The sequence below is a fragment of the Streptomyces sp. SID486 genome, from assembly GCF_009865385.1.
GTDB lineage: Bacteria > Actinomycetota > Actinomycetes > Streptomycetales > Streptomycetaceae > Streptomyces.
Genome location: NZ_WWJT01000325.1, coordinates 1 through 3,714, shown reverse-complemented (window position 1 = coordinate 3,714; position 3,714 = coordinate 1). Strand labels below are relative to the sequence as shown.

General features: G+C 74.3%; 4 protein-coding genes. 3 read left to right on the top strand and 1 reads right to left on the bottom strand.

What is annotated here, in order from left to right:
- Positions 1–915, top strand: a 915-nt coding sequence (locus GT045_RS15225) for a thiolase family protein (RefSeq protein ID WP_161334490.1), incomplete at its 5' end; no start/stop codon positions are given.
- 29 nt (positions 916–944) lie between these two features.
- On the opposite strand, the gene GT045_RS15220 is transcribed toward GT045_RS15225, so the two are convergent.
- Positions 945–1,712, bottom strand: coding sequence for a TVP38/TMEM64 family protein (locus tag GT045_RS15220; protein WP_202515682.1), 768 nt, complete (start codon positions 1,710–1,712; stop codon positions 945–947).
- A gap of 374 nt (positions 1,713–2,086) precedes the next feature.
- Here GT045_RS15220 and GT045_RS38915 point away from each other — a divergent pair, with 374 nt between their 5' ends.
- Together GT045_RS38915 and GT045_RS15215 are read left to right on the top strand one after the other, a co-directional pair.
- Positions 2,087–2,236 carry a hypothetical protein gene (locus tag GT045_RS38915; RefSeq protein WP_202528133.1) on the top strand — a complete coding sequence of 50 codons (150 nt, stop codon included), beginning with the start codon at positions 2,087–2,089 and terminating at the stop codon, positions 2,234–2,236.
- A gap of 102 nt (positions 2,237–2,338) precedes the next feature.
- Positions 2,339–3,586, top strand: a complete 1,248-nt coding sequence (locus tag GT045_RS15215; RefSeq protein WP_161334489.1) for an elongation factor Tu — start codon at positions 2,339–2,341, stop codon at positions 3,584–3,586.
- The last annotated feature ends 128 nt before the right edge of the window (positions 3,587–3,714 follow it).

The window sequence follows — 3,714 nt, the reverse complement described above, 5'->3', positions numbered from 1 at the left end:
ACCGTGGACCGCCAGTGCGGCTCCTCCCAGCAGGCCGTGCACTTCGCCGCACAGGGAGTCCTGGCGGGCGCCTACGACCTCGTCGTCGCCTGCGGCGTGGAGTCGATGAGCCGGGTGCCGATGTGGTCCAACGTGCCCGCGGGCGCGGACCCGTTCGGGCCCGGCGTCGCCGAGCGCTACCCGGAGGGCCTGGTGCCGCAGGGCGTCAGCGCCGAACTCATCGCCGCCAAGTGGTCCCTCACACGCGAGCGGATGGACGAGTTCGCCGTCTCCTCCCACCGCAAGGCCGCCGCCGCGTGGCAGGCGGGGCTCTTCGACGCCGAGGTCGCCCCGCTGGACGGCGTCGCCCGCGACGAGTGCGTACGGCCCGGCAGCACCCCGGAGATCCTCGCCGGCCTCAAGCCCGCCTACCACGACCCCGTTTTCGCCGAGCGCTTCCCGCAGATCGAGTGGAACGTCACCGCGGGCAACGCGAGCCCGATGAACGACGGTGCCTCCGCCGTCCTGATCACCTCCGGCGAGACCGCGGCCCGACTCGGCCTGCGGCCGCTGGCCCGCCTGCACAGCTTCGCCGTGACCGGCTCCGACCCGCTGCTGATGCTCACCGGTGTCGTCCCGGCCACCGAGAAGGTGCTGCGCAGGGCGGGACTGGACCTGGCCGACATCGACCTGTTCGAGGTCAACGAGGCGTTCTCCAGCGTGGTGCTCGCCTGGCAGCAGGAGACCGGCGCCGACCTCGCCAAGGTCAACGTGCACGGCGGGGCGATCGCCCTCGGCCACCCGCTCGGCGCGAGCGGCACCCGGCTGACCACGACCCTGGTGCACGCGATGCGCGAACGCGGCGCGCGCTACGGCCTGCAGACCATGTGCGAGGCGGGCGGACTCGCCAACGCGATGATCCTCGAAAGGATCTGAGCCCGCGGCGGACGGGACGGCGGGCGGAGCTACCGGCCGCGCAGCCGGTGACGCCTGCGCCAGGCCACCACCGTGCCCGCGAGGGCCGGTACGGCGATACAGGCCATCGCGATCAGGAAGGCGGGTGAGGTCGGTGCCGAGGCGCGGTCCCCGGCGACCGCGTAGGCGGCCGTGTTCGGGATCGAGCCGAGCCCCGTGGCGAGCAGGAAGGGCAGCCAGCCCATGCGGGAGACGGCCGCGCAGTAGTTCGCCGCCCAGAACGGCACACCGGGGAAGAGCCGGATGGCGAGCATCGACCGGAAACCGTGCCGGCTGAGCTGGCCGTCCACCGCTGTCAGCCAGCGGCCCCGCAGCAGCGGGCGCAGTGCCTGCTGTCCGAGCAGCCGGCCCAGCCCGAACGCCACCCCGGCGCCGAGCACCGTGCCCGCGAGCGCCGTCGCCAGTCCCAGCTGCGAGCCGAACAGCGCGCCCGCGGCCAGGTTCAGCAAGGGGCGCGGTACGAACGCCACACTGCACAGCCCGTACGCCACCGCGAACACCCCGGCCGCCGCAGCCCCGCCGAGCTGTGGCGGCCAGCCGTGCGTCAGCAGTCGCTGCGGTTCGAACAGCAGCACGCAGACGGCGGCGCCGACGAGCAGCGCGAGCAGCAACGACAGCCGGGCGTAAGGGGACAGCAGCACACGGGTGCAGCGGGCGGCCGGCCCCTCGCGGCGCACCGGCGGTACGGGGACGAGGGGATGCGCGGCGACGGCCGGGGGTGCGGCCGTGGCGGTGCCAGAGCGGTTGGCGTCGAGCATCCGGTGACACTAGCCGACACATGTGTGTGATCGCCGTAGGGTTCGTCTCATGACCGTCACAGGTGCGGCCCGGCCGCAGGCGCCGCGCGGTGCCCTCGCCGGTCTCGTGCCGGCACACCTGACGGCGGCGTCCGGCCCTCGGCCGACGCCAGGAGAGCCGCCGCGACGGGCGCCCGCATGAAGGACGTCGCGCCGTTCCTCGGCATCCCCACACCGGCCCGCCGCGCCCTGTCGCGACCGGCTGGGCACCGCGCGAGTACGCCAGGTCCGACCCCGGGGCGGTACGGGCCCTCATGGCGCGCGAACGGGGCCGGTTCGCGGCGCCGAGCGTCCGGGAGGCACGGAGGAACTCGGGCGCCCGAAGGCGCCGATCGGTGAAAAACCATTCGACGCCGGACAAACCGTCGGCGATGATCGACGGCATGTTCCGGTACGCCTTCCCTCTCGCAGCGTCCGCGGTCGCGGGCGCCCCGAAGGCCGCCGTCCCGTCCCTCCCGGCCGTCGTCGACGGCGCCCGGAGCTGATCCTCTCCGGATCGTCCGGCGGACCCCCGCAGGGGAAAGGGCCGGCGAGTCCCCGGGGTCCCCGCGTTCCCGCACGACCGAGAGAGGCTGCGAGGCAGAGCCATGTCCGAGACCGCGAACACGCGCACCAAGCCGCACCTGAACATCGGCACCATCGGCCACGCCGGCCACGGCAAGACCACGCTGACCGCCGCCATCACCAAGGTCCTCGCCGCGCGAGGCACCGCCACCTCCGTGCCGTCCGACCGGATCGGCCCCGTCCCGGAGGAGACCGCCCGCGGCATCACCACCGGCCTCGCGCACGTCGAGTACGAGACCGACACCCGGCACTACGCCCATGTCGACATGCCCGGCCACGCCGACCACGTCCAGAACATGGTCGTCGGGGCCGCGCAGCTCGACGGAGCCGTCCTCGTCGTCTCCGCGCCCGACGGGATCATGCCGCAGACCGCGGAACACGTGCTGCTCGCCCGGCAGGTGGGTGTCGACCACATCGTCGTCGCGCTGAACAAGGCCGACGCCGCGGACGAGGAGCTGGCAGACCTCGTCGAACTGGAGATCCGCGACCTGCTCACCACCCAGGGCTACCCCGGTGACACCGTCCCGGTCGTACGCGTCTGTGCCCTGAGGGCCCTGGAGGGCGACCCGCGCTGGACGGCGTCCGTCGAGGCGCTGCTCGACGCGGTCGACACCTACGTGCCGATGCCGGAGCGGTGCCCGGACGCGCCGTTCCTGCTGCCCGTCGAGAACGTGCTGGCCATCAGCGGCCGGGGCACGGTCGTCACGGGCACCGTGGAGCGGGGGACGCTCCGCGTGGGGGACCGCGTGGCGGTGCTCGGCGCGGAGGTCGAGACGGTGGTCACCGGGCTGGAGACCTTCGGCAGACCGATGGAGCGGGCGCAGGCCGGCGACAGCGTGGCGCTGCTGCTGCGGGGGGTGTCACGGGACGCCGTGCGGCGCGGGCACGTGCTCGCGGCTCCCGGCAGCGTGGTGCCGAGCCGCCGGTTCACGGCCCGGGTGTACGTCCTGCCCGGGCGCGAGGCAGGCCGTACGACACCGGTGGCCACCGGGTACCGGCCGCGGTTCCACATCCGCACGGCGGACGTGGCCGGTTCCGTCGACCTCGGCGCGGCGGCCGTCGCCCGGCCCGGCGAGACGCTGGAGATGACCGTCGAACTGGAGCGGGAGGTGCCGTTGGAGCCGGGGCTCGGCTTCGCCGTCCGGGAGGGTGGGCGGACCGTCGGGGCGGGGAGCGTCATCGCCCCGGCCGACCGCCCGGCCGACCGCCCGGCCGGCGGGCCGGGGGAGGGGACGGCCCGAGGGACGGCCGGGGGTGACAGCATGGTGTGACCATGTGGTCCGACCGTGCGGGGTGACCCTGTGGTCTGACCGTGGGGGGTGGCCCTGTGGTCTGTCCGTGCGGCGTGATCCTGTGGTCCGACCGTGGGGGGTGATCCTGTGGTTTGACCGTGGGGGGG

Coding starts and splice junctions, on each gene's coding strand:
- GT045_RS15220 (WP_202515682.1), bottom strand. CDS start 1,712: ATGCTCGACGCCAACCGCTCTGGCACCGCCACGGCCGCACCCCCGGCC.
- GT045_RS15215 (WP_161334489.1), top strand. CDS start 2,339: ATGTCCGAGACCGCGAACACGCGCACCAAGCCGCACCTGAACATCGGC.